We start from the raw sequence: 24,185 nt of genomic DNA on the forward strand, positions 1-24,185 counted from the left end.
CCAGCCTCGGCCACCTCCGTTTAACTCTCCTGCGCGCGATACGCCCCCGGCGTCAACCCCGTCCACTTCTTGAATGCCCTATGAAACGCCGACGGCTCAGAAAACCCCAACTGCTCGGCAATCTCCTGCAAGGATAAATCCGCCCGCCCCAAATGGTAGATGGCAATATCCCGGCGTAACTCATCCTTCAATGCCTGAAAGCTGGTGCCTTCTTCACGAAGGTGCCGGCGCAGGGTCTGCGGGCTGATGTGCAGGTGTTGGGCGACGGCCTCCAGGTCTGGCCAGGGCGTGCGATCGCGACTCAGCAAGCGGCGCAACTGGCTGCTCAGGCTGTCGCCTTCATCCGGCCGGGACAATAAGTCGGCAGGCGAGCGCTGCAGGAAGTGCTTGAGGGTGCGTTCATCCTGTAATAACGGCAGGCTCAGGTAGCGGCAGGGAAACACCAGGCTGCTGTTCGGCGCGCCGAACACGTGGGGGCAGGGGAACAACAGGTCGTATTCACTGGCATGGACCGGCATGGGGTAACTGAAGGTTGCCTGCTGCAGTCGAATTCGCTGGCCGATCAGCCAACTGCCCAGGCGATGCCAGATCACCAGCAGGCATTCACTGAGAAAGTGATCCGGGTCCCATAGCTGTGAGTCGTCCAGGCTCAGTCGCGCCATATCGCCTTCTTTCGTCAGCTGCCAGCGCGGGCCCTGCGGGAAGAGGCTATAAAATAATAAGCCGCGCTCCAGGGCCTTCTCCAGCGTGCGGCAATGGATCAGGGCGTGGCACATCATGGCGAAGGTGCCGCGTTTGCTCGGCCCATCGGCGAACCCCAGGTACTCGTCATCCAGCTCCAGCCAGAGCATTTGCAGCAGCCGGGTGAATTGCTCCGGTGCAATGCGGGCGCGAGGCTCGCTCAGCAGTTCAGGGGTGATGCCCACTTGCTGCAACAACACCGAGTAGTCGTAACCGGCTCGACGCGCACCGCCTAGGGCTGCTCGAGCATAATGACTGGCGATGGTACGTTCGCGCATGCAAGGGCCTCGTCCGTGGAATGGCGGATGGTAGCCATGACCCGGCCGAGCGACAAGGCGGATATCCGCCAAATTGTAGGACGAGACCGGCTGGGTGGGCGGAAATCCGCCACATGATCGAATGCTCAGGGGCGGCTGTAACCCGCCTGGCCCTGATGTCTAAAGGCCTTCAGCGGATTTGCGCAAAGTGGCACGCCGTTTGCGATAAGGACTACAGCGCAGGCTTTGTCCTACAGGCTTCGCCAACAACAAATCCCTCCAGTGCAGGAGGGTTCGCAATTCAAGTGTCGTGGGCAATGGCGGATATTTGCCCCCGGGACGTTTGAGGAACTTTGCAATGACGACTCGTCAGCCAATCTACAAATCCCTGTATTTCCAGGTGATCGTCGCAATCGTTATCGGTATTCTGCTCGGCCACTTCTACCCGCAGACCGGCGTGGCCCTCAAGCCACTGGGTGACGGCTTTATCAAGCTGATCAAAATGGTCATCGCCCCGATCATCTTCTGCACCGTGGTCAGCGGCATCGCTGGTATGCAAAGCATGAAGTCGGTGGGCAAGACCGGTGGCTATGCGCTGCTGTACTTCGAAATCGTCTCCACCATCGCCCTGCTGATCGGCCTGGTCGTGGTCAACGTCGTGCAACCGGGTGCGGGCATGCACATCGATGTAGCGACCCTGGACGCCTCCAAAGTGGCGGCCTACGTCACCGCCGGTAAAGACCAGAGCATTGTCGGCTTTATCCTGAACGTCATCCCGAACACCATCGTCGGCGCCTTCGCCAACGGCGATATCCTGCAAGTGCTGATGTTCTCGGTGATCTTCGGTTTCGCCCTGCACCGCCTGGGCGCCTACGGCAAGCCGGTGTTGGACTTCATCGATCGCTTCGCCCACGTGATGTTCAACATCATCAACATGATCATGAAGCTCGCTCCGATCGGTGCCCTGGGTGCCATGGCATTCACTATCGGCGCCTACGGTGTGGGTTCCCTGGTGCAGTTGGGCCAGCTGATGATCTGCTTCTATATCACCTGCGTCCTGTTCGTGGTCGTGGTACTTGGTGCCATCTGCCGCGCCCACGGTTTCAGCGTATTGAAGCTGATCCGCTACATCCGTGAAGAACTGCTGATCGTACTGGGTACCTCGTCTTCCGAATCCGCATTGCCGCGCATGCTGATCAAGATGGAGCGCCTGGGTGCGAAGAAGTCGGTGGTCGGCCTGGTGATCCCAACCGGCTACTCGTTCAACCTCGACGGTACGTCGATCTACCTGACCATGGCTGCCGTGTTCATCGCCCAGGCGACCGACACCCACATGGACATCACCCACCAGATTACCCTGCTGCTGGTGCTGTTGCTGTCTTCCAAAGGCGCGGCGGGCGTGACCGGCAGTGGTTTCATCGTACTGGCTGCGACCCTGTCGGCCGTAGGCCACTTGCCGGTGGCCGGCCTGGCGCTGATCCTGGGTATCGACCGCTTCATGTCCGAAGCCCGTGCGCTGACCAACCTGGTGGGTAACGCCGTTGCCACCATCGTTGTGGCCAAGTGGGTCAAGGAGCTGGACACCGACAAGTTGCAAAGTGAGCTGGCGTCCGGCGGTACCGGTATCTCCGACACCCGCGAAGAAGATGACCTGGGTGTGGCCGAAGGCCCGGCGCCTGTCATCAAGTAAATCGCTGCTGGCGTGATCTGACGCCAAGGCAACCCGCAAACGCCCCGACTGGTTCGGGGCGTTTGCGTGTGTGTACGGCCACTTCTGGATTCTTTTGCTTTACAGTAAATGACGATTTCATTAACAACGCTGGCAGGAGGTTTGATGGACAGTGTGGATTTGAATGTCCTGCGTAGCGTCCTTGAGTGGCGCCGCGCCGGGCAGCGCGTGGTGTTGTACAGCGTGGTGCAGACTTGGGGCAGCGCGCCGCGCCCTCCTGGGGCGATGCTGGCCTTGCGCGGTGACGGGGTGGTGATTGGCTCGGTGTCCGGTGGCTGCATCGAAGATGACTTGATCGCCCGCCTGCAGGACGGGCGGCTGGCTGATGATGGGCCACCCGTCCAATTGGTCACCTACGGCGTCACCCGCGATGAAGCGGCGCGCTTTGGCTTGCCGTGCGGCGGTACGCTGCGCCTGACCGAAGAGCGGGTGGATGACTGGGGCTGGGTGGCCGAACTGCTGGCGCGCTGTGAAGACCACCAGGTCGTCGCGCGTGAATTGGACCTGATCACGGGCGCGGTAGCCCTGAGCGCCGCGAGCAAGACCGATGTGGTGAGCTTCGACGGCGAGCGTCTGCGTGCCATTTATGGGCCGCGTTGGCGCCTGTTGTTGATCGGCGCCGGGCAGTTGTCACGCTACGTCGCGCAAATGGCGCGCTTGCTGGATTTCGAAGTGCTGATCTGCGACCCCCGTGAAGAATTCGTCTATGGCTGGGAAGAGCAGCACGGTCGCTTTGTGCCAGGCATGCCCGACGAGGCGGTGCTGAATATCCAAACCGATGAACGCACCGCTATCGTCTGCCTGACCCACGATCCGCGTTTGGATGACATGGCATTGCTGACAGCACTGAACTCTACCGCGTTCTACATCGGCGCGCTGGGGTCGCGGGTCAATACCCAGAAACGTCGAGAGAATCTCGCAGCCCTGGGCTTGTCGGAGGACGCCATTGCACGTTTGCACGGGCCGATTGGCTTGCATATCGGTAGCCATACCCCGGCGGAGATCGCTTTGTCGTTGATGGCGGAAATTGTCGCAATCAAGAACGGTGTGGCACCGGTGCAGAAAAAACCCTTGGCGGTGGTGGCGCAGTGACCGTCACGGCGATCGTGCTGGCAGCAGGGCAGGGCAGTCGTTTTCGCGCCGAAGCCGGTGCTGATCAGGACAAGTTGCTGGCCGTTTGCGTGGGCCTGGATGGCGTTTCCCGGCCGGTGATCGAGCAGGTACTGGTTAACCTGCCCGCGTCGCTTGTTGAGCGCTGGGTGGTGACCTCACCGGAGCGCCTTGAGGTGATTCGTTTAGCTGAGGCGTACGGTTGCAAGGTTCTGCTGCTGGAATCGGCCGGTATGGGTGACAGCATTGCCGCAGCCGTTGCGGCCAGCGCCTCGGTGGATGGCTGGCTAGTTGTGCTGGGTGATATGCCGTTTATTCGATCCGCGACGATCGAGCGCGTGCTGGCCGATCCGGAAAACATCACTGTGCCGGTGCATGCCGGGCAGTATGGGCATCCGGTGGCTTTCGGTGGTGTATTCGGGCCTGCGTTGATGGCGTTGACAGGGGACCGTGGCGCGAAGCCTTTGTTTGCACAAGCACAGGTGCGGGGCGTGCAGGTGGATGATCCTGGGGTGCTATGGGATGTGGACGTGCCGCAACGGTTGAGGTTCAGCGCCGACTGAATGTGGGAGGGGGCTTGCTCCCGATAGCTTTGGGTCAGCTCATGCAAATGTTGACTGATCCACCGCTATCGGGAGCAAGCCCCCTCCCACACTTGAACAGCCGTGTGTTCGAATCTTTTGCAGAAAAAAGCCCCGCCTGATTGCTCAGGCGGGGCTTTTTAGTAGCGGATGGAATCAAACGAGGGGTTTAGGCTCTTCTTCCACGGCCTTGTGCTCTACCGCCTGGGCAGCCGCTGCAGCCGCTGCTTCGGCTTCCTTGCGGCGACGACGCACTTCACGTGGGTCGTTCGGCGCACGGCCGTTTTCGGTAAGGGCGCTGGCAGGTGCAGCTTCAACTACAGGGGCGGCCACTTCGGCAACCACTGGGGCTTCAACTTCAACCACGGGTGCAGGCTCCACAACCGGCGTCGGCTCAACCACTGGGGCTGGCTCGGCGACGACTTCGGCAACCGGCGTCGGCGCTTCTTCTACCGCAGGGGCAGGCGTTGGCGCTTCAACCGGGGCAGCCGGCTCAGCGGTCCACTGAAAGGCGGTCTGTTCTTCGCGAACTTCACGCACAACCGGGGCGGCTTCTTCGGCAGCCGGTGCTTCTACAGCCGCTTCAACCACTGGCGCAGGCTCGATAACCGGTGCGGGCTCAACAGCAACCACTTCGGTTTCTGGCTGTGCGTCGCGAACCGGGGCAACTTCCACTTCCGCAGCCACTGGGGCTTCGATTGGGGTAGTGGCTTCAACGACTGGCGCTTCAACAGTCGGCGCTTCAACCACTGGGGTCTCGGCGGCTGGCGCTTCTACCGCAACGGTTTCCTCGACAGCAGCGGTAGCTCGCTCGGCTTGCTCGTGGGCCTGGGCTTCAGCAGGTGCGCTGATGACCGAGCTGGCGACGGCCGCGGTAACGGCCAAGCCAGCAGCCAGTTCGGCGCCTGTTGGTTCGTTGTTGGCAGCTTCTGCGTTTTCACCGGCTTCTTCCGAACCTTCGATCACGTTGCCGTTGGCGTCACGCTGACGCTCACGACGGTTGCTGCGACGACGCTGGCCACGGGAGCGGCGGCGTGGACGATCGCCTTCGGCGTTGTCCTGGCCGTCTTCCTGCAGTTGCTCTTCGCCGGTCAATACTTCTTCTTCGCTGGCGGCAGCGGCTTGCTCAGCGCGTGGTTGACGCTCCTCACGCGGTGGGCGCGGCTGGCGCTCTTCACGTGGGGCACGCTCTTCACGCGGCTGGCGCGCCGGGCGTTCTTCGGTGCTGGCAGCAGCGGCGGCAGCAACGGCTGGCGCGGCGTCCAGCGGCTCACGCAGTTCACGCACGCGCTCTTCGCGCTCGCCACGCGGCTTGCGATCTTCACGCGGGGCACGTGGGGTACGTGGTGCGCGCTCTTCACGCGGTGCACGTTCTTCACGGGCGACGGCCGGGGTGTCTTCGCGGGCTTCGCGAGGTGCACGCTCTTCACGTGGCGCGCGTTCTTCACGCGGTGCACGTTCTTCGCGAGGTTTGCGCTCTTCGTCACGGCGACCGTTGCGGTTACGGCTCTGCTGGCGACCGTTGCGACGTTCTTCGTTGCGCGCCGGGCGCTCGGTGGCAGGCTTTTCGACCACTACCGGGGCAGCAGGCTCTTCCTTGGTGGCGAACAGGCTGACCAGCGATTTCACCAGGCCTTTGAACAGGCTTGGCTCAGGCAGGGCGGCCGGGGCGGCAACCGGAGCAGCGGCTTCGGTAGGCATCGGTGCGTTGGCACGGGCCGGCGCGGTCTTCACGGCGGCTTCCTGGCGGACCAGGGTGCGGGTCGCAGCGGCTGGCTGGACTTCTTCCACTTCGGCAGCGGCAGCAGCGATTTCATAGCTGGACTGGCCGCTATGGGCTTCCGGGCTGTCATCACGCAGGCGCTGGACTTCGAAGTGCGGCGTCTCGAGGTGATCGTTCGGCAGGATGACAATACGGGCACGGGTGCGTAGTTCGATCTTGGTGATCGAGTTGCGTTTTTCGTTAAGCAGGAAGGCGGCAACCGGAATCGGCACTTGCGCGCGGACTTCGGCGGTGCGGTCTTTCAGGGCTTCTTCTTCGATCAGGCGCAGGATCGCCAGGGACAGCGATTCAACGTCACGGATGATGCCGGTGCCGTTGCAACGCGGGCAGACGATGCCGCTGCTCTCGCCCAGGGATGGACGCAGGCGCTGGCGGGACATTTCCAGCAGGCCGAAGCGCGAGATACGGCCGACTTGCACGCGAGCACGGTCAGCTTCCAGGCATTCGCGGACTTTCTCTTCCACGGCGCGCTGGTTCTTGGCGGGGGTCATGTCGATGAAGTCGATCACGATCAGGCCGCCGATATCACGCAGGCGCAGCTGGCGGGCGATTTCTTCAGCCGCTTCCAGGTTGGTCTGCAGGGCGGTTTCTTCGATGTCGCTGCCTTTGGTGGCTCGCGCCGAGTTGATGTCGATGGACACCAGGGCTTCGGTCGGGTCGATGACGATGGAGCCGCCGGAAGGCAGTTCGACCACGCGCTGGAAGGCGGTCTCGATCTGGCTTTCGATCTGGAAACGGTTGAACAGCGGTACGCTGTCTTCGTACAGCTTGATCTTGCTGGCGTACTGCGGCATCACCTGGCGGATGAAGGTCAGGGCTTCGTCCTGGGCTTCAACGCTGTCGATCAGCACTTCGCCGATGTCCTGGCGCAGGTAGTCGCGGATGGCGCGGATGATCACGTTGCTTTCCTGGTAGATCAGGAATGGCGCGGAACGATCCAGGGACGCTTCTTTAATGGCGGTCCACAGTTGGAGCAGGTAGTCGAGGTCCCACTGCATTTCTTCGCTGCTGCGGCCCAGGCCTGCAGTGCGAACGATCAGGCCCATGTCAGCCGGTGCGACCAGGCCGTTCAGCGCTTCGCGCAGTTCATTGCGCTCTTCACCTTCGATGCGACGGGAAATGCCGCCGGCACGTGGGTTGTTCGGCATCAGCACGAGGTAACGGCCGGCGAGGCTGATGAAGGTGGTCAGGGCGGCGCCCTTGTTGCCACGTTCTTCTTTCTCGACCTGGACGATGACTTCCTGGCCTTCGCTCAGGACGTCCTTGATATTCACGCGGCCTTCGGGGGCTTTCTTGAAGTATTCGCGGGAGATTTCTTTGAGGGGCAGGAAGCCGTGGCGCTCGGAGCCGAAATCGACAAAGGCAGCCTCAAGGCTTGGTTCGATGCGAGTAATACGGCCTTTATAGATGTTGGCCTTCTTTTGCTCGCGTGCACCGGATTCGATGTCCAGGTCGTAGAGGCGTTGGCCATCTACCAGTGCAACACGCAACTCTTCGGGTTGAGTTGCGTTAATCAGCATTCTTTTCATGTTGTACCGTCGGTTTCCGGGCTGCCGGAAACGGCGTTCGGCACACACGACTTCTCACGGTCGGTGTCAGGTGCGTCAAGAGTGGTTGGCCACTCCAGTGTCCAGCAATAACCGGCCAATTGGGCCGCTATCGCGACGGACGCGTCCTGCTCGTTAGCGGTGGTGACAAAGGCACCACTTCAACAAAAGCTAAGGTCAGGAGGAGGAATCAACCGGCGACTGTGGACGAGATGAAGCGTCTAAATATAAGCCTAGTGCTACACAGTCCGACGGTTGTGCATCTCCACCCTACACGTATCCCTGATAATTCGGGTGCTGCCGCGCGCAGAATCCGCAGCGGGTTGGCATTTACCGTGTTCTCCAATGGGGAGTCCACGCTCATGGCTAAACAAGACTAGGTGTGGGCGACTGCGCTCTCACTCAGCTCTTAACAGGCGTTGTTTCCGAAGCATTCGCCATGGTCTGGCTCAAGACTGACTGCACTTTGTGAACTGGCCGTAAATATCGGCGCAAAAGGCGAGTATTCACTCTGCTTTCTGCACTCGCTTCAGGCCTCATGTCACCTGCGCTTGTTACAATCCCGAGCCTTCCAAGGTGGCGAAAGCCCCGTAGGACGGCCTCGCGTCCTGATGAATTGCGATGGTCAGGGCCGGCAGTTTGCCGCATGTCCTCTGTCCAGGCCGCTTTTGGCGGCGTTCGCGACTATAGCAGCAATGATTAAGTGCTTCAATTCCATAAAAAATTGTTATCATCGCCGGCATGACGACTACCGCCCCCCCGACCCCCAGCGTCCAGCTGCTTGAGGTCTCGCCGGAATATGCCGGCCAACGCATCGACAATTTTCTCCTGGCCCGGCTCAAAGGCGTGCCCAAGACCTTGATCTACCGCATTTTGCGTAAAGGCGAAGTGCGCGTGAACAAGGGCCGGATCAAGCCTGAGTACAAGTTGCAGGCGGGCGATATCGTCCGTGTGCCGCCTGTGCGCGTGCCTGAGCGCGACGAGCCTGTGCCATTGGCCCAGGGCCTGTTGCAGCGCCTGGAAGCCTCGATTGTCTTCGAAGACAACAAGCTGATCGTGATCAACAAGCCCTGCGGCATTGCGGTTCACGGCGGCAGTGGCCTGAATTTCGGCGTGATCGAAGCCTTTCGCCAGTTGCGCCCGGATGCCAAGGAGCTGGAACTGGTCCATCGCCTTGACCGTGATACTTCCGGCCTGCTGATGATCGCCAAGAAGCGCAGCATGTTGCGCCATCTGCACACTGCCCTGCGTGGCGATGGCGTGGACAAGCGTTACATGGCGTTGGTGCGTGGTAACTGGGCCAGTTCGATCAAGAGCGTGCGTGCGCCACTGCAGAAAAGCAACCTGCGTTCCGGCGAGCGTATGGTCGAGGTGGACGAGGAGGGTAAGGAAGCCCTGACGCTGTTCAAGGTGCTGCGCCGTTTCGGCGACTTTGCCACCATGGTCGAGGCCAAGCCGGTCACTGGTCGTACCCACCAGATTCGTGTGCATACCCTGCATGCGGGCCACTGCATTGCTGGCGACACCAAGTACGGCGACGAGGGTTTCTCCAAGGAAATCCGCGACCTGGGCGGTAAACGCCTGTTCCTGCATGCCTATATGCTTACGGTGCCGCTGCCCGATGGCGGCGAGCTGAAATTGCAGGCGCCGGTCGATGAGATGTGGGCCAAGACCGTGGAGCGTTTGAGTGTCGCACCTTGACTACAAGCTGCTGATCTTCGATTGGGATGGGACGCTGGCCGATTCCATTGGTCGGATTGTCGAGTCGATGCACATGGCGTCAACCCGTTCAGGCTATGAGTTATGCAGCGACCTGGCGGTTAAAGGCATCATCGGCCTGGGGTTGCCTGAGGCTATTCGCACCCTGTACCCGCAGATCGGTGACCAGGAACTGATTGCGTTCCGTCAGCACTATGCCGATCACTACATCGCTCTGGAAGCCGAGCCGTCGCCACTGTTTGACGGCGTAAGGCAATCCTTGGCGGCGTTTCGCGCCGAGGGCTATCACCTGGCTGTTGCTACCGGTAAGGCTCGCCGTGGCTTGGATCGGGTGCTCAAGGCCCATGGTTTCGAGGATTATTTCGACATCACCCGCGCCGCGGATGAAACCGCCAGCAAGCCTCATCCTCTGATGCTGGAGCAGATCCTGGATCATTGCGGTGTATCGCCGCGCCAGGCATTGATGGTGGGTGACGCGTCCTTCGACCTGATGATGGCGCGCAATGCCGGCATGGACAGCGTGGCGGTCAGCTATGGCGCCCAGGCTGGCGAGGCGTTGCAGCAATACGAGCCGAGGCTGACGATTGATCATTTTTCTGAATTGCAGGCCTGGCTTAGCCGGGCCCAATGAGTTTTTGCTGGGGTTAATGGCATGAGTGACGAGTGGAAAGCGCCCGAAAAGGCCGAGAACAGTGATGATAAAAGCTGGAAGCTGCTGGAGAAGACCCTCTTGGCCAGCGTCCAGGAACAGCGTCGTTCGCGGCGCTGGGGGATTTTCTTCAAGCTGCTGACCTTTGTTTACCTGCTCGGCATGCTGGCGCTGTTCAGTCCGCTGATGGACATGGAAAAAAGCGCCACCCGCGGCAGTCACTATACTGCCTTGATCGAAGTGCGTGGAGTGATTGCCGACAAGGAGCCCGCCAGCGCTGACAATATCGTCACCAGCCTGCGCGCCGCGTTCGAAGACTCCAAGGTCAAGGGCGTGATCCTGCGCATCAACAGCCCGGGCGGCAGTCCTGTGCAGTCGGGCTATGTCTATGACGAGATTCGGCGCCTGCGCGCACTGCATCCGGATACCAAACTCTATGCAGTAATTTCCGACCTGGGCGCCTCGGGGGCCTATTACATCGCCAGTGCCGCCGACCAGATCTATGCCGATAAGGCCAGCCTGGTGGGCTCCATTGGGGTGACGGCAGCCGGTTACGGGTTTGTCGGCACCATGGAGAAGCTGGGGGTGGAGCGGCGCATCTATACCTCCGGCGAGCACAAGGCATTCCTTGATCCGTTCCAGCCGCAAAAGGCCGATGAGACACAGTTCTGGCAGGGCGTGCTCGACACCACCCATCGCCAGTTCATTGCCAGCGTGAAGCAGGGGCGTGGGGATCGATTGAAGGATAAAGACCATCCGGAGCTGTTCTCCGGGCTAGTGTGGTCGGGCGAGCAGGCATTGCCGCTGGGCTTGATCGATGGCCTGGGCAGTGCCAGTTCGGTGGCACGGGATGTGGTTGGCGAGAAGGAGTTGGTGGATTTCACGGTTGAGGAATCGCCGTTTGATCGCTTCTCCAAGAAGCTGGGTGCCAGTGTGGCTGAGAAGCTTGCGCTGTACATGGGCTTCCAAGGCCCGACGCTACGCTGATATCTCAAGCCAGCTGTAGATCAAAATGTGGGAGGGGGCTTGCCCCCTCCCAAATTTGTTTTTATGGTGTTCTCAGGGGATTTGCACGCCTTCAGCGAGCAGCATATCCACCAGTCGAATCAGCGGCAGGCCGACAAGGCTGGTCGCATCCCGCCCTTCGGTGCTTTGGAACAGGCTCACGCCCAGCCCCTCGGCCTTGAAGCTGCCCGCGCAGTCGTAGGGTTGCTCGATCCGCAGGTAGCGCTCAATACGTTCTGCATCCAGCTCGCGCATGTGCACGGTAAAAGGTACGCAGTCGACCTGGCAATGCCCCGTCTCACTGTTAAGCAGTGCCAACCCGGTAAGAAAGCTCACACGCTTGCCGCTGGCCGCCAACAATTGCTCGCGGGCGTTTTCAAAGGTGTGGGGTTTGCCGATGATCCGGCCTTCCAGTGCTGCCACCTGATCGGAGCCTATGATCAAATGCCCAGGATGGCTGGCCGCAAGGGCGCGGGCCTTTTGTTCGGCCAGGCGTTTGACCAGCTCAATGGCCGATTCACCCGTGCGGTGGCCTTCGTCGATATCCGGCGAGCTGCAGGTGAACGGCAGGTGCAGGCGGCTCAGTAATTCCCGGCGATAAACCGAGCTGGACGCGAGTAATAACGGCAGCATATACGTCTCCTCAAGGCAGTCGCCGATTCTAGCGACGTGACCGGCTGACGCACAGGGCTGAATTTCCTTTGACATGGCTGGGGGCATCCCTATAATGCTGCGCCTATGTTGAATGACCCGATTCCACCTCACGTTGACCCGCGCAAATTGGCTGATCGTGGCACCACCCTTCAAGGTGAAGTGCTGCTGGCCGATTTGGAGAGACTCTGCGACCCGCTTTCCGACACTGTCGGTACGGTGCAGGCTAAATTCGTTTTTGAACGAGATGAACGTAAGTCTGTGGTAATCCACAGCTTTATCGACACCGAAGTCAAAATGGTTTGCCAGCGTTGTCTTGAGCTGGTCACCCTGCCGATCCACAGCGAATGCAGTTATGCTGTGGTGAAAGAGGGTGCGAATACCCAGTCGTTGCCGAAAGGTTATGACGTGCTGGAACTGGGCGAAGATCCATTGGATCTGCATGCACTGATCGAGGAGGAGCTTTTGCTCGCCTTGCCCATTGTGCCTGCTCATCATCCGGAAGAATGCCAGCAGCCGGAGGGTCTCGATGACGAGGCCGAGCCGAGCGAGGACGAGGTAACGCGGTCCAACCCGTTCAGTGTATTGGCGCAGTTAAAGCGTGACCCAAACGTTTAGGAGTTAATCAATTATGGCTGTTCAGCAGAACAAAAAATCCCGCTCCGCCCGTGACATGCGCCGTTCGCACGACGCTCTCGAGGCTAGCACCCTGTCCGTGGAAAAGACCACTGGTGAAGTTCACCTGCGTCACCACGTATCGCCAGAAGGCGTATACCGTGGCCGTAAAGTGATCGACAAGGGCGCTGACGAGTAATCACTTGTCTGCTCAAGTCATCGCGATTGACGCAATGGGCGGGGACTTCGGTCCCCGCAGCATTGTTCAGGCCTGCATTGCCAGCCTGTCTGCAACGCCCTCGCTGCATCTGACCCTTGTCGGTCAACCCTCCCTTCTTGAAGAACTGATTGCCAGCCATCCGGCGGTGGATCGCGCGCGCCTGACGATTACGCCGGCCAGTGAAGCCATCAGCATGGATGAAAAGCCGGCGGCGGCCCTGCGCGGCAAATCCGATTCTTCAATGCGAGTGGCCCTGGAGCTGCTGCGTGATGGCAAGGCGCAAGCCTGTGTCAGTGCCGGCAATACGGGGGCGTTGATGGCTTTGTCGCGGCATGTGCTCAAAACCTTGCCCGGTATTGACCGGCCGGCGATGGTCGCGGCGATCCCGACGCAGAAAGGCTATTGTCAGCTACTGGACCTGGGCGCCAATGTCGATTGCAGTGCCGAGCACCTGTTGCAGTTTGCCGTGATGGGTTCGGTGGCCGCCGAAGCGCTGGGCGTTGCCCGTCCGCGTATAGCCTTGCTGAATATCGGGACCGAGGACATTAAGGGCAACCAGCAGGTCAAGCTTGCCGCAACCTTGTTGCAAAGTGCGCGGGGCTTGAACTATATCGGCTTTGTCGAAGGTGACGGCTTGTACCGTGGCGAGGCCGATGTGGTGGTGTGTGACGGTTTTGTCGGCAACATACTGCTCAAGTCCAGCGAAGGCCTGGCGACCATGATTGCCTCGCGTATCGAGGCATTGTTCAAGCGCAACCTGGCGTCGCGCATGGTGGGTGCCTTGGCGCTGCCGTTGATGCGCCGCCTGCAGGCTGATCTGGCGCCGGCTCGGCATAATGGCGCGAGCTTCCTGGGGTTGCAGGGCATTGTGGTGAAAAGCCATGGCTCGGCAGGTGTCGAGGGCTTCCAAAGCGCGATTGCGCGGGCCTTGATCGAGATCCAGGAAAACCTGCCGCAACGCTTGCACGGCCGTCTTGAGGATCTGTTGCCTTAGGCGAATTGGCCCGGGAGTGCTTAAATGTGACCGGCCAGTTCAATTGACCATCCAATCTGTCAGTTTCGTCTGCTCCCGGCATTCATTTTAAGATCGGGAGCGACTATTTCCGACGACCAGATCATTAGGGGCTTGTTACATGTCTACATCCCTCGCATTCGTCTTTCCAGGGCAGGGTTCGCAGTCCCTCGGCATGTTGGCCGAACTGGGCGCGCAATACCCGCTGATCCTGGATACCTTCAAGGAAGCTTCCGACGCCCTGGGTTACGACCTGTGGGCGCTGACCCAGCAAGGGCCGGAAGAGCAACTCAACCAAACCGATAAAACCCAGCCAGCCATCCTGACCGCTTCGATCGCCCTGTGGCGCTTGTGGCTGGCAGAAGGCGGCGCGCGTCCGGCATTCGTCGCCGGTCACAGCCTGGGTGAATACAGTGCTCTGGTTGCAGCAGGCAGCCTCACCCTCGGTGAAGCGGTCAAGCTGGTGGAGCGTCGTGGCCAGTTGATGCAGGAGGCCGTTCCGGCCGGGCAGGGCGGTATGGCCGCTATCCTGGGCCTGGACGATGCGGTGGTGATTGAAGCCTGCGCCGAAGCGGCACAGGGCGAAGTGGTCAGCGCGGTGAACTTCAACTCTCCAGGCCAGGTGGTGATCGCTGGTGCCAAGGCGGCTGTGGAGCGTGCCATCGAAGGCTGCAAGGCCCGTGGTGCCAAGCGTGCGCTGCCATTGCCGGTGAGCGTGCCGTCCCACTGTGAACTGATGCGCCCGGCTGCCGAGCGTTTTGCCGAGTCCATCGCTGCCATCAACTGGCAGGCGCCACAGATCCCGTTGGTGCAGAACGTCAGTGCCGCGGTTGCACCCGACCTCGAGACTCTCAAACGCGACCTGCTGGAGCAACTCTACAAGCCAGTGCGTTGGGTTGAATCGGTCCAGACCCTGGCCGCCAACGGCGCTACCGAACTGGTCGAGTGCGGCCCGGGCAAAGTCCTGGCAGGCCTGAACAAGCGTTGCGCCGACGGTGTGTCGACCGCCAACCTCAATACCCCTGAAGCCTTCGCTGCCGCCCGCGCGGCACTGGCCTGAATTGCGAAATTAGGAGAAGCCTGCATGAGTCTGCAAGGTAAAGTTGCACTGGTTACTGGCGCAAGCCGTGGCATTGGCCAGGCGATCGCCCTGGAACTGGGCCGTCAGGGCGCCGTTGTGATTGGCACCGCCACTTCCGCCTCGGGCGCCGAGCGTATCGCCGCGACCTTGAAGGAAAATGGCGTGCAGGGCACTGGCCTTGAGCTGAATGTGACCAGCGATGAGTCCGTGGCTGCCGTATTGGCCCAGATCACCGCACAGTTCGGCGCGCCGGCAATTCTGGTGAACAACGCCGGCATCACCCGTGACAACCTGATGATGCGCATGAAAGACGACGAGTGGTACGACGTGGTCGATACCAACCTGAACAGTCTGTTTCGCCTGTCCAAGGGCGTTTTGCGCGGTATGACCAAGGCGCGTTGGGGCCGAATTATCAATATTGGCTCCGTAGTGGGTGCCATGGGCAACGCAGGCCAAGTAAACTATGCCTCCGCCAAGGCCGGCCTGGAAGGTTTCAGCCGTGCACTGGCACGTGAAGTCGGCTCGCGGTCGATTACGGTCAACTCGGTGGCCCCAGGGTTCATCGACACCGATATGACCCGCGAACTGCCGGAAGCACAGCGTGAAGCCTTGCTGACGCAGATTCCGCTGGGCCGTCTGGGCCAGGCCCAAGAGATCGCGAATGTGGTCACTTTCCTGGCATCCGACGGTGCGGCATACGTGACTGGGGCTACAATCCCGGTGAACGGCGGGATGTACATGAGTTAAATTGTGACGGATCGCTTCAAAAAAATGTCATACGAGCTGTCTAAAATCCGTTATAAAGCTGCAACTTAATTTATAGGCAGATGGTCGGCGGGGTACGGGGTGAAGCTTTCAGTTGAAAAGCTGAAATGGCTTTCTATACACTTACCCACTGGCCAGCTGCCTGAATTTGTCCATTAGGAGTTAAACAAGGTATGAGCACCATCGAAGAGCGCGTCAAGAAAATCGTCGCCGAGCAACTGGGCGTTAAGGAAGAAGAAGTGGTCAACACTGCTTCCTTCGTAGAAGACCTGGGTGCCGATTCCCTTGACACCGTTGAGCTGGTGATGGCTCTGGAAGAGGAATTCGAGACCGAAATCCCGGACGAAGAAGCTGAAAAAATCACTACTGTTCAAGCTGCCATCGACTACGTTACTAGCCACCAGGCGTAATAGTTTGTAGTCGTCGCTTGCTGTCAGGGAAAAACCGCACTGCTGTAACGGCGTGCGGTTTTTTCTTTAAGCGGTGATGAAAAGCAAGCTGCGAAGCGAAGTGTCGTCATTAGAAAAAGGAGAGTGCTGTGTCGCGTAGACGCGTCGTAGTCACCGGTATGGGTATGTTGTCGCCACTGGGCACGGATGTGCCAAGCAGTTGGCAGGGCATTCTGGCTGGCCGCAGTGGTATTGGTCTGATCGAACACACGGACCTTTCTGCCTATTCCACCCGTTTTGGCGGCTCGGTAAAGGGTTTCAATGTCGAGCAATACCTCTCGATCAAAGAGTCCCGCAAGCTCGACCTGTTCATTCAATACGGCCTGGCGGCCGGTTTTCAGGCAGTGCGTAATGCGGGCCTGGAAGTCACCGACGCCAACCGTGAGCGCATCGGCGTGGCCATGGGGTCGGGTATTGGCGGCTTGACCAATATCGAAGAAACCAGCCGCACGCTGCACGAATCCGGCCCTCGTCGAATTTCACCGTTCTTCGTACCGGGCTCGATCATCAATATGATTTCCGGCTTCCTGTCCATCCACCTGGGGGCACAGGGGCCTAACTACGCCATTTCGACGGCGTGCACCACGGGCACTCACTGCATCGGCATGGCGGCGCGCAACATCGCCTATGACGAAGCGGACGTGATGATCGCCGGTGGCGCCGAAATGGCCGCCTGCGGCCTGGGCATGGGCGGCTTCGGCGCCTCCCGTGCGCTGTCGACCCGCAATGACGAACCGACCCGTGCCAGCCGTCCGTGGGACAAGGGCCGCGACGGCTTCGTACTGGCCGACGGTGCCGGTGCCCTGGTACTCGAAGAGTTGGAGCACGCCAAGGCGCGTGGCGCCACCATCTACGCCGAGTTGATCGGCTTTGGCATGAGCGGCGACGCCTACCATATGACCTCGCCACCGTCCGACGGTGCCGGTGCTGCGCGCTGCATCACCAACGCCCTGCGCGATGCGAAGGTCAACCCCAACCAGGTGCAGTACATCAACGCCCATGGTACTTCGACGCCGACCGGTGACCTGGCGGAAGCCGAGGCCATCAAGTCGGTGTTCGGCGAGCACGCCTACAAGCTGGCGGTCAGTTCCACCAAGTCCATGACCGGCCACCTGTTGGGCGCGGCAGGCGCGGTGGAGGCGATCTTCAGCGTGATGGCGATCAAGGATCAGGTCGCTCCGCCGACCATCAACCTGGATGAGCCGGACGAAGGCTGCGACCTGAACTTCGTGCCTCACGAAGCGCAACCGATGCCGATCGACGTGGCGATTTCCAACTCGTTCGGTTTTGGTGGCACCAACGGGTCCCTGGTGTTCCGCCGGTTCGCCGAGTGATGCACAGCTGGGTCGACGGTCAACCAGTGGACTCCGTGCCCCTGAAAGATCGCGGCCTGGCGTATGGCGATGGCTTGTTCGAGACCATCGCCGTCAAGGCCGGGCAGCCGCTGTTGCTCGACCGTCACCTGCAGCGCCTGAATGAGGGCTGCAGGCGTTTGGCATTAGTTGCCGACCACGGTGTGATTCGCAGCGAAGTGCTGGCCTATGCCGTCGCCCTCGGCGACGGTATCCTCAAGTTGATCCTTACCCGTGGCGATAGCCTGCGCGGCTATGGTCTCAACCCTGGCGCTCCGGTGCGCCGTATCTTGCAGGGCAGTGCGCCCGCGACTTATCCCCCCGCCCATGGTGTCGAAGGCATCCGCCTGTTTCCGTGCGCGACCCGCTTGGCCGAACAGCCGTTGTTGGCCGGTCTCAAGCACCTCAATCGTCTGGAGCAAGTGCTCGCACGCGCAGAATGGCAAGATGCCGATCATGCCGAAGGCTTGATGCTGGATATGTCCGGTCGGGTTATCGAAGGCGTGTTCAGCAACTTGTTCCTGGTGCGCAACGGCTTGTTACTAACCTCTGACCTGAGTCGATGTGGCGTGGCCGGCGTGATGCGCGCCGAGCTGCTGGCCCAGGCTCAGGCGCTGGGCATCCCGGTAGTCGTGGCCGACGTCAGTGTCGAGCAGTTGCGACAGGCCGATGAAGTCTTCGTCTGCAACAGCGTATATGGCATTTGGCCGGTGCGCGGATGCGCTGCGATGAGCTGGCCGGTTGGGCCGCTCACCCGTAAACTGCAGGGTATTGTTCGCGCGCTATTGGATATTTGAGTTGATACGAAAACTGGTTTTACTGCTGCAGATCAGCCTGGTCTCGGCGGCGTTGCTCGTGGGCTTTTCGGCCTGGAAGCTCGACTCTGCCCTCAAGCAGCCTTTGGCGCTGTCTCAGGAGCAGTTGCTCGACGTACCGGCTGGCGCTACCCCGACGGGCACCTTCAATCGTCTGGAAGCTGACGGTGTGCTCGACGATGCCTTCTGGCTGCGCCTGTACTGGCGCTTCAATCTCGAAGGCCAGCCACTGCACAGCGGTGAATACCGCATGACTCCCGGTCTTACCGCCGAGGGGCTGATTGGCCTGTGGCAGCGTGGCGAAGTGGTGCAGTACAGCCTGACGCTGGTGGAAGGCTGGAATTTCCGTCAGGTGCGCATGGCCCTGGCCAAGCACGAAAAGATCGTGCAGACCCTTCCAGGGCTGACTGACAGTGAAGTAATGGAAAAGCTCGGCCACCCGGGTGTATTCCCCGAGGGGCGTTTCTTCCCCGACACTTATCGCTTCGTGCGCGGTATGACCGATGTCGAATTCCTGAAAAAAGCCTACAACCGCCTCGACGATGTCCTCGCTCAGGAGTGGAGCAAGCGTGCCGCCGATGTGCCGTACACCGACCCTTATCAGGCGCTGATCATGGCGTCCCTGGTGGAGAAGGAGACCGGTGTACCGCAAGAGCGTGGGCAGATCGCTGGTGTGTTTGTGCGTCGCATGAAGATCGGCATGTTGCTGCAGACCGATCCGACTGTGATCTACGGCCTGGGTGAGCGCTACAACGGCAAGTTGACCCGCGCCCACCTCAAGGAAGCCAACCCTTACAATACCTACATGATCGCCGGCCTGCCGCCGACACCCATCGCCATGGTCGGTCGCGAGGCCATCCACGCGGCGCTGAACCCGGAACCGGGCAGCAGCCTGTATTTCGTCGCCCGTGGCGATGGCAGCCATATTTTCTCGGATAACCTGGATGCGCATAATGCCGCCGTGCGCGAGTTCCAGCTCAAGCGGCGTGCCGACTACCGCTCCAGCCCGGCGCCGGTGGTGAAACCACTGGACGACACAGCCCCACCCGGCGACGCACCGATTGAGCCCACACCGGACACCATCGTGCCGCAAAGCCCGCAATGACTCTGACTAAGGACTGCCCGTGACTGGCTTGTTTATTACCCTGGAAGGCCCGGAAGGCGCCGGCAAAAGCACGAACCGTGACTACCTGGCCGAGCGCCTGCGTGCTCAGGGCATCGAAGTGGTGCTGACCCGTGAACCGGGTGGTACGCCACTGGCCGAGCGGATTCGCGACGTCCTGTTGGCCCCGGGTGACGAGCAGATGAACCCGGACACCGAGCTGCTGCTGGTATTCGCCGCCCGTGCCCAGCACCTGGCCGAAGTAATCCGCCCGGCCCTGGCACGCGGTGCGGTGGTGATCTGTGATCGTTTCACCGCGACGTTATTTTCTGTTGGAGGAGAACGTCAACCCAAAATGGTTTGCCATCTCGACCTCCTCGAAAATACATTTCTTGCCTAGAAGCCCCGCTATGAAAGGGCTTCTGAATTCGGAAGGTTGCTGCTTAATTCCATTATAGCACTGGTGATTTCGAAAAAGTAAACCCCCTATGCCTTTGATAGTGCAAAAAAATCAAAGGTAAACCCAAAAGCCTCATTTTTCCCGCTTGCCGCGCGTTCATCCATCCTATGCTCCCCCGAAACCCAGCAAATTCAAGCCTTTTAGGGTTTACGTTTCCCTTCGCCTACGTAATTCCGATTCCTCACCTACAGCTGGACTTCACTGCTTGTGGCGCCTTTTGCTCCATCGCCATAATGAACAAAAGATCAGTTTGGTCACCAATGCCCGGCGCCGAAGCCGCATCGCCAAATGTCAGATTCATTTATCACATGCGAGCACGCCGGGAAGCGAGGATAGAAAGAACATGAACAGATCAGAGCTGAAAGCCCTGAACGACTTGCTGGAGGAGGAGTGCGGCTGGCTGGTCGAGGTCGGCGTTTCTCCAGCCAGCGGCGAGAAATTTTTCCGCGTCTATGAAACTCGACCCGACACCAATGCCAATGCCGAACGCACGCAAGCAAGCGCTAATAGGCTTCATTCGGAATCGACAATGAGTGCCTTTGTGGGGGTGATGCCCATCTGTACAACGCTTGGAGCACTAGTCAGTAGCGGGGCCCTTTGCCAGTACTATTACCAGAAGGGCTTGAACGCGCGTTGCGACACACCTTCTTGACTCCACTCAATCCAACCCAACCTAGCACCTCAGAGCAGCCCTGCGTCCCCAGACGCCCAACTAAGCCCATAACCATCACTGCTTGATTTCCGACTGTCGCCATATGAAACTCAAAGCAACGCGTCTGGAATAAGGGTTTGAGAGTGAAGGTAGCGAGACATCCTGTAACACGTAGGCCTGTGACCATTCCCGAATACCGACGGGAGTACGGCCCCTCATATCGTGGGGAGTCCAAACTGGATTTGCCTGCTACTACGTGCCCTGCTTGCCATCAGGAATTGCTCATTCGGGGGGCGCATGGCCCACAGGATCGCCAGACCTTCGCGCATTTCCCCGTTAGCCCGGATAGGCCGGACGTCTTCTGCACTATCAAGCTAGCGGGGAGGCACAAGTATTCAGTACTTTGCCCGGTTGACCATGACCCGGCCCTCGCCAAGAAGTTGAGGACGAGTTTCTTCAAGAACTGGAAGGTGCACTGGAGCCGCTTCAAGCAATACATCGGACATGTGGATGTTGATGATTTCATTGCTGTCTTGAAGGTTGCCGACAAGGCAAATGTGTGGGGCTATCGAGCGATGAAGGAGCACGAGGTGATCATTGCGCTCATGCTCATCAGTGACTTCAAGCCAGTGCTGGCACTAAGGCCGGCGCGCGTTCAATCGCAGCAGGTCGCAATATCTGAGAGCGTTGCCACCCCCACCACTGAAGCGGAGGCACGACCACAACCAAAACCGGAGCCATGGAGAAAGAACTGGATCAGGTTCTGGTTTGAATCGCGGGCCAGGAGCTTCGACGACTTTTGGAACCTTTCGCTTGAGAACAAGGTGATCATTCGGGTCGAGTACGCTGTTCCAGAGGGCGAGACCAAATTGGATCCGGACTATTTGGACTCTTTCAAGGTTATCGACGTGTCTTACGATTATTTGGCTCATCGCAAGCCCGGCGACGACACGGTCGCTAGCGTGGTAGAGAGTAGGATGAAGCGGGCCTTCAAGAAAGACATCGAAGATAAGTAGTCGCAGCGCCCGAAAGAAAAGTATGGAGGAGAGCGACTGTTTTTGCCGCGCCCTGCTGGGCCGGCTGTCGTGAACCAAGCCCGGCCCGTTGGTTGGTCTTGGCCCTTCGGGCTTTCATCTTCGTGGCTGTCCGTGCCGCACCTCGCCCTTTCAGTAAATCGCCAGACAGGCACAGGATATAACTTGGCCCTTGGCTTCTGCTGCTCGCAAATTTAAGGCCTCTATATGCTCCACACCGATGAAGTACAGCAAGCCCGGGACAATCGCGAGAACGAAGCGTCCCCTGAAGCCCTTCAACCGCTCAGTGCCTGGCAGCCCGGTCAACCGATCCCCATACCTGAGAGCGTGGTGTGCGACCAGTATGAGAATTATCTGGAGACGCCGCCCGAAGGCTTGGAGCTTGATGACGTAGAGGTGATCTGGTGGACGGTGGCCTCCAACTTCAACCGCGAGGAGCTACGGGACAAGCTCCTGCCGGTCATCGAAAAGCGACAAGACTGGGCCTGCTTCTTCTTTTCTCCAATTGCTGACCTGGATGGCAATGGTCGCTATCCATCCGGCCTTATCCAGCTTCTTCGGGACATTCTGCCTAAGGGGGCGCTCATCGCTGTTGAGCCCGCAGCAGCAGGGGCGGAGGTGTCCGAGCTCGCTGGTACCTTGGCCATCCAAAACCAGATTTGGCATGATCTTACCTGGGCTGCTTTTCGGCTCGCTCTGAATCAGAAGCTACCTGACTATCTTCGGGACATGTACTTTGCTGGTGACTTGGGGATCTAGCATGGCGCCCCCTTTCCTGACTAGCCGCCACGTAACGAAATATTTCATCATCCAAGCGCACCCGTAGGTGGTGGCCACTGGCCCAGCGCAAAGGCTACTATGGCGCGTCGTTGCCATTGCTTCACGCTGACAACTTTCATTCGGAAAGCTTTCATGCGGAAGATGTCCAGGGAGGGTGTCATGTGGGTAGATAACGAGACAGGAACAGACTTCCTCAATTTTTCTGGGGTCGCTGACACGGTCGCCGAGATCGTTTACCAGGCTGATGGTCGCCCGATTTCCATTGGTGTCTCTGGTGCGTGGGGCGCGGGCAAGTCGTCCATGATCAAGTTGATCCAGGCGTCCCTCAAAGATCCGCCCCAAGGCGAGGAGAAGCCAGCGAAGGACTTTGTGTTCGTCGAGTTTAACGCTTGGCTCTACCAAGGCTACGATGACGCCCGTGCCGCCCTGATGGACGTGATCGCCACGCGCCTGGAGACCGAGGCCAAGAAGCGCGCGAAAGGCCTAGATAAGGCGTCTGAGCTGCTTTCACGGGTGAATTGGCTCCGGGCTGCGAAGCTCGCTGGCAGCACCGCCTTATCTTTTGCGACGGGAGTACCCGCGCCGGGCCTGCTAGGCGAGATCATCGGCCTTGTTGACCGAGTTCGATCGGGGCAGGTTGATCAGGATGCCATCGAGGCATTGCACGACACCGCCGAAAAAGCCAAGGATGAGGCCGGTAAGCTATGGAATAGCGCACCTGCCAAAAAGTCTCCGCCGAAGGAAATTCAGGCACTCAGGGATAACTTCGAGGCCATCCTGGAAGAGCTGGGGGTCACCCTGGTCGTGTTGATCGACGACCTGGATCGCTGCCTGCCGGAGACCACGATCTCTACCTTGGAAGCCATTCGCCTATTCCTGTTCCTGCGCAACACGGCGTTCGTGATCGCTGCGGACAACGAGATGATCAAGCACGCGGTTCGCAAGCACTTTAGCGGCGTGCCCGATGATGTCTTGGTGACCAGCTATTTCGACAAACTGATTCAGGTGCCGATTCGTGTCCCTCCTCTGGGTACCCAGGAAGTCCGGGCGTACATGATGATGCTGTTCCTAGAGAACAGTAAGCTGCCCAAAGAGGTCGTCGAAGAAATTCGAGTCAAGGTGCGCGGACAGCTTCGGACAACCTGGCAGGGCAACCGGGTGGATCGCGCGTTCATGCAGACCTTGTACGACGACTACCCCACTGATCTGATCGGCAAGTTTGATACCGCTGAGCGCCTGGCTGCAGTCATGACGTCGGCTTCTGGTATCCAGGGAAACCCGCGACTCATCAAGCGATTTCTCAACGCCCTGTCGATCCGGATGAGCATCTCTCGGGCTCAAGGGGTGGGTGTCGACGAAGCGGTGCTACTCAAACTTATGCTGTTCGAGCGTAGCGGTAACCCCAAAGCGTACGAAGAGCTGATGAAGGCTGTGGCCTCCCACAAGGACGGCAAGCCCGTGCTGCTTGGCGAGTGGGAAGCGGATGTGAAGTTGGGTAAGGCCCTGACACTTCAGCAGCCCTGGGATCTTCCTTTCGTCAAAGAGTGGCTTGCCCTGCCTCCAGCATTGGCAGACAAAGATTTGCGGGGTGCCATCTACGTCAGTCGTGAACACGCACCAATCATTACAGACGAAGACCGCCTGTCTTCAGAGGCTGCTGAGCTGCTCACGGCACTGCTTGCTACCCCCGACATGGCTGGGCAGCTCAAGGATCGGCTGGCTCTCATAGCGCCCGCCGATATCAACGTCGTGATGGATCGTTTGCTGGATAAAGCGGGTGCTGAGCAGGAGTGGGGCGTACCGGACATCCTGGAGGCGTTGCTCGTGGTCGGACGGCTAGATGCACAGCAGGGGCTCCGACTGGCGGCGTTCCTGAAGGCACGTCCGCCTGCGCAAATCCAAGCGGGCATTGTGCCGAAGCTGACCGACGAGGTTTGGGCGAAGTCAGTCTACGAATTCTGGATGACGGCTGAAGTCAGTGGGCCGGTGAAGGCTGCGATAAGGAAGTTCGATGGGAACCTCACAAAATAACGATCCGCCTGGCAAGGGCCTACCGTACGTACCACCTTGGACTCC

General features: G+C 59.6%; 22 protein-coding genes and 1 pseudogene. 20 read left to right on the top strand and 3 right to left on the bottom strand.

Annotated elements, in window-relative coordinates; translation table 11 throughout:
* Positions 1 to 20: 20 nt before the first annotated feature.
* Complete coding sequence (locus NMB39_RS07025; RefSeq protein ID WP_057025518.1) at positions 21 to 1,019, bottom strand: AraC family transcriptional regulator; 999 nt, start codon at positions 1,017 to 1,019, stop codon at positions 21 to 23.
* Between the two features lie 337 nt (positions 1,020 to 1,356).
* Between NMB39_RS07025 and NMB39_RS07030 the strand changes: the two genes are divergently transcribed.
* From NMB39_RS07030 to NMB39_RS07040, 3 genes are all read left to right on the top strand, one after another.
* Positions 1,357 to 2,688: a dicarboxylate/amino acid:cation symporter gene (locus tag NMB39_RS07030; protein WP_046069158.1), complete on the top strand. Its 1,332-nt coding sequence runs from the start codon at positions 1,357 to 1,359 to the stop codon at positions 2,686 to 2,688.
* Positions 2,689 to 2,832: 144 nt separating this feature from the next.
* Complete coding sequence (locus NMB39_RS07035) at positions 2,833 to 3,819, top strand: XdhC family protein (protein ID WP_494339484.1); 987 nt, start codon at positions 2,833 to 2,835, stop codon at positions 3,817 to 3,819.
* Positions 3,816 to 4,400 (top strand): nucleotidyltransferase family protein, encoded by a 585-nt coding sequence (locus tag NMB39_RS07040; RefSeq protein WP_494339483.1) that lies wholly within the window; start codon positions 3,816 to 3,818, stop codon positions 4,398 to 4,400. The genes NMB39_RS07035 and NMB39_RS07040 overlap by 4 nt, the downstream gene beginning before the upstream one ends.
* A 174-nt stretch (positions 4,401 to 4,574) precedes the next feature.
* On the opposite strand, the gene rne is transcribed toward NMB39_RS07040, so the two are convergent.
* Entirely contained in the window at positions 4,575 to 7,721 is a 3,147-nt protein-coding gene (rne, locus tag NMB39_RS07045; RefSeq protein ID WP_057025521.1) for a ribonuclease E, read from the bottom strand.
* 768 nt (positions 7,722 to 8,489) lie between these two features.
* On the opposite strand from rne, the gene rluC reads away from it, so the two are divergent.
* Genes rluC through NMB39_RS07060 form a run of 3 tightly spaced genes read left to right on the top strand, consistent with a single transcriptional unit; the run spans position 8,490 to position 11,103 of the window.
* Positions 8,490 to 9,449 carry a 23S rRNA pseudouridine(955/2504/2580) synthase RluC gene (gene rluC / locus NMB39_RS07050; RefSeq protein WP_003175615.1) on the top strand — a complete coding sequence of 320 codons (960 nt, stop codon included), beginning with the start codon at positions 8,490 to 8,492 and terminating at the stop codon, positions 9,447 to 9,449.
* Positions 9,436 to 10,098: an HAD-IA family hydrolase gene (locus NMB39_RS07055; protein ID WP_057025522.1), complete on the top strand. Its 663-nt coding sequence runs from the start codon at positions 9,436 to 9,438 to the stop codon at positions 10,096 to 10,098. The genes rluC and NMB39_RS07055 overlap by 14 nt, the downstream gene beginning before the upstream one ends.
* Positions 10,099 to 10,119: 21 nt before the next feature.
* Entirely contained in the window at positions 10,120 to 11,103 is a 984-nt protein-coding gene (locus tag NMB39_RS07060) for a S49 family peptidase (protein WP_046069153.1), read from the top strand.
* A 72-nt stretch (positions 11,104 to 11,175) separates the two neighbouring features.
* On the opposite strand, the gene NMB39_RS07065 is transcribed toward NMB39_RS07060, so the two are convergent.
* Positions 11,176 to 11,754 (bottom strand): Maf family protein, encoded by a 579-nt coding sequence (locus NMB39_RS07065; RefSeq protein ID WP_198719512.1) that lies wholly within the window; start codon positions 11,752 to 11,754, stop codon positions 11,176 to 11,178.
* Between the two features lie 105 nt (positions 11,755 to 11,859).
* On the opposite strand from NMB39_RS07065, the gene NMB39_RS07070 reads away from it, so the two are divergent.
* The 14 genes and pseudogenes from NMB39_RS07070 (at position 11,860) to NMB39_RS07135 (ending at position 24,140) form a co-directional block, all read left to right on the top strand.
* A complete protein-coding gene (locus NMB39_RS07070) occupies positions 11,860 to 12,390 on the top strand; it encodes a YceD family protein (RefSeq protein ID WP_005790551.1) in 531 nt (176 codons plus the stop codon).
* Between the two features lie 13 nt (positions 12,391 to 12,403).
* Positions 12,404 to 12,586 carry a 50S ribosomal protein L32 gene (gene rpmF, locus NMB39_RS07075; protein WP_003179396.1) on the top strand — a complete coding sequence of 61 codons (183 nt, stop codon included), beginning with the start codon at positions 12,404 to 12,406 and terminating at the stop codon, positions 12,584 to 12,586.
* 4 nt (positions 12,587 to 12,590) lie between these two features.
* A complete protein-coding gene (gene plsX, locus NMB39_RS07080) occupies positions 12,591 to 13,601 on the top strand; it encodes a phosphate acyltransferase PlsX (protein ID WP_198719513.1) in 1,011 nt (336 codons plus the stop codon).
* Positions 13,602 to 13,740: 139 nt separating this feature from the next.
* Positions 13,741 to 14,679, top strand: coding sequence for an ACP S-malonyltransferase (gene fabD / locus NMB39_RS07085; protein WP_046069150.1), 939 nt, complete (start codon positions 13,741 to 13,743; stop codon positions 14,677 to 14,679).
* Between the two features lie 24 nt (positions 14,680 to 14,703).
* Positions 14,704 to 15,447, top strand: a complete 744-nt coding sequence (fabG, locus tag NMB39_RS07090) for a 3-oxoacyl-ACP reductase FabG (RefSeq protein WP_003189275.1) — start codon at positions 14,704 to 14,706, stop codon at positions 15,445 to 15,447.
* 191 nt (positions 15,448 to 15,638) lie between these two features.
* The gene (acpP, locus tag NMB39_RS07095) at positions 15,639 to 15,875 is read left to right on the top strand and encodes an acyl carrier protein (RefSeq protein WP_003175607.1); all 237 of its coding nucleotides are present in this window, start codon (positions 15,639 to 15,641) and stop codon (positions 15,873 to 15,875) included.
* A 128-nt stretch (positions 15,876 to 16,003) separates the two neighbouring features.
* Positions 16,004 to 17,248 carry a beta-ketoacyl-ACP synthase II gene (fabF, locus tag NMB39_RS07100; RefSeq protein WP_057025525.1) on the top strand — a complete coding sequence of 415 codons (1,245 nt, stop codon included), beginning with the start codon at positions 16,004 to 16,006 and terminating at the stop codon, positions 17,246 to 17,248.
* On the top strand, positions 17,248 to 18,063 hold the full coding sequence (gene pabC / locus NMB39_RS07105) for an aminodeoxychorismate lyase (RefSeq protein WP_057025526.1): 816 nt from the start codon (positions 17,248 to 17,250) through the stop codon (positions 18,061 to 18,063). The genes fabF and pabC overlap by 1 nt, the downstream gene beginning before the upstream one ends.
* Position 18,064: 1 nt before the next feature.
* Positions 18,065 to 19,186 carry an endolytic transglycosylase MltG gene (gene mltG, locus NMB39_RS07110; protein ID WP_057025527.1) on the top strand — a complete coding sequence of 374 codons (1,122 nt, stop codon included), beginning with the start codon at positions 18,065 to 18,067 and terminating at the stop codon, positions 19,184 to 19,186.
* A 19-nt stretch (positions 19,187 to 19,205) separates the two neighbouring features.
* Positions 19,206 to 19,529 (top strand): annotated as a pseudogene (gene tmk, locus NMB39_RS07115) (dTMP kinase); the annotation flags it as partial.
* A 457-nt stretch (positions 19,530 to 19,986) separates the two neighbouring features.
* Complete coding sequence (locus tag NMB39_RS07120) at positions 19,987 to 20,295, top strand: hypothetical protein (RefSeq protein WP_494339482.1); 309 nt, start codon at positions 19,987 to 19,989, stop codon at positions 20,293 to 20,295.
* 470 nt (positions 20,296 to 20,765) lie between these two features.
* Positions 20,766 to 21,311: a hypothetical protein gene (locus NMB39_RS07125; RefSeq protein ID WP_198834205.1), complete on the top strand. Its 546-nt coding sequence runs from the start codon at positions 20,766 to 20,768 to the stop codon at positions 21,309 to 21,311.
* A 225-nt stretch (positions 21,312 to 21,536) separates the two neighbouring features.
* The gene (locus NMB39_RS07130; RefSeq protein ID WP_494339481.1) at positions 21,537 to 22,088 is read left to right on the top strand and encodes a hypothetical protein; all 552 of its coding nucleotides are present in this window, start codon (positions 21,537 to 21,539) and stop codon (positions 22,086 to 22,088) included.
* 180 nt (positions 22,089 to 22,268) lie between these two features.
* Positions 22,269 to 24,140: a KAP family P-loop NTPase fold protein gene (locus tag NMB39_RS07135; protein ID WP_181125439.1), complete on the top strand. Its 1,872-nt coding sequence runs from the start codon at positions 22,269 to 22,271 to the stop codon at positions 24,138 to 24,140.
* Positions 24,141 to 24,185: the final 45 nt, after the last annotated feature.

It is taken from the genome of Pseudomonas sp. FBCC-B545 (genome assembly GCF_059134095.1).

Coding starts and splice junctions, on each gene's coding strand:
- NMB39_RS07025 (WP_057025518.1), bottom strand. CDS start 1,019: ATGCGCGAACGTACCATCGCCAGTCATTATGCTCGAGCAGCCCTAGGC.
- NMB39_RS07030 (WP_046069158.1), top strand. CDS start 1,357: ATGACGACTCGTCAGCCAATCTACAAATCCCTGTATTTCCAGGTGATC.
- NMB39_RS07035 (WP_494339484.1), top strand. CDS start 2,833: ATGGACAGTGTGGATTTGAATGTCCTGCGTAGCGTCCTTGAGTGGCGC.
- rne (WP_057025521.1), bottom strand. CDS start 7,721: ATGCTGATTAACGCAACTCAACCCGAAGAGTTGCGTGTTGCACTGGTA.
- rluC (WP_003175615.1), top strand. CDS start 8,490: ATGACGACTACCGCCCCCCCGACCCCCAGCGTCCAGCTGCTTGAGGTC.
- NMB39_RS07060 (WP_046069153.1), top strand. CDS start 10,120: ATGAGTGACGAGTGGAAAGCGCCCGAAAAGGCCGAGAACAGTGATGAT.
- NMB39_RS07065 (WP_198719512.1), bottom strand. CDS start 11,754: ATGCTGCCGTTATTACTCGCGTCCAGCTCGGTTTATCGCCGGGAATTA.
- NMB39_RS07070 (WP_005790551.1), top strand. CDS start 11,860: ATGTTGAATGACCCGATTCCACCTCACGTTGACCCGCGCAAATTGGCT.
- rpmF (WP_003179396.1), top strand. CDS start 12,404: ATGGCTGTTCAGCAGAACAAAAAATCCCGCTCCGCCCGTGACATGCGC.
- fabD (WP_046069150.1), top strand. CDS start 13,741: ATGTCTACATCCCTCGCATTCGTCTTTCCAGGGCAGGGTTCGCAGTCC.
- fabG (WP_003189275.1), top strand. CDS start 14,704: ATGAGTCTGCAAGGTAAAGTTGCACTGGTTACTGGCGCAAGCCGTGGC.
- acpP (WP_003175607.1), top strand. CDS start 15,639: ATGAGCACCATCGAAGAGCGCGTCAAGAAAATCGTCGCCGAGCAACTG.
- pabC (WP_057025526.1), top strand. CDS start 17,248: ATGCACAGCTGGGTCGACGGTCAACCAGTGGACTCCGTGCCCCTGAAA.
- NMB39_RS07120 (WP_494339482.1), top strand. CDS start 19,987: ATGAACAGATCAGAGCTGAAAGCCCTGAACGACTTGCTGGAGGAGGAG.
- NMB39_RS07130 (WP_494339481.1), top strand. CDS start 21,537: ATGCTCCACACCGATGAAGTACAGCAAGCCCGGGACAATCGCGAGAAC.
- NMB39_RS07135 (WP_181125439.1), top strand. CDS start 22,269: ATGTGGGTAGATAACGAGACAGGAACAGACTTCCTCAATTTTTCTGGG.